General features: G+C 49.0%; 1 pseudogene. It reads left to right on the top strand.

Features of this window, described 5'->3' with window-relative positions:
* Window positions 1–261, top strand: a pseudogene (locus tag O4G74_RS16180) (flagellar motor protein MotA); the annotation flags it as partial.

Genomic DNA, 261 nt, shown 5'->3' with positions numbered 1-261 from the left:
TCATTGTTATTGGCGGGACGTTTCTGGTCACGACAACATCATTTACTTTTGATGAAATTGTCAGGGCCCAGAAAACCATGGTCAAGGCAGCGATCTATCATTCGGAAATGCCAAGTAATGCCGCCATGCAGGTCTTGTTTCTTGCCGATCAGGCCCGGCGAAACAGTATTCTCTCCCTGCAAAAACACCTTGTTGATATCAAAAACAGCGCCTTCCTGCACAGAGCGACCGGAATGCTTGTTGACGGGATCACTCCCGAGC

Origin of the sequence: Henriciella marina (assembly GCF_027213945.1) — a bacterium.
In the GTDB taxonomy this organism is placed as follows: Bacteria; Pseudomonadota; Alphaproteobacteria; order Caulobacterales; family Hyphomonadaceae; genus Henriciella; species Henriciella marina_A.
Note: the sequence above shows the minus strand (reverse complement) of the source record. Positions and strands in the feature narration are given on the sequence as shown.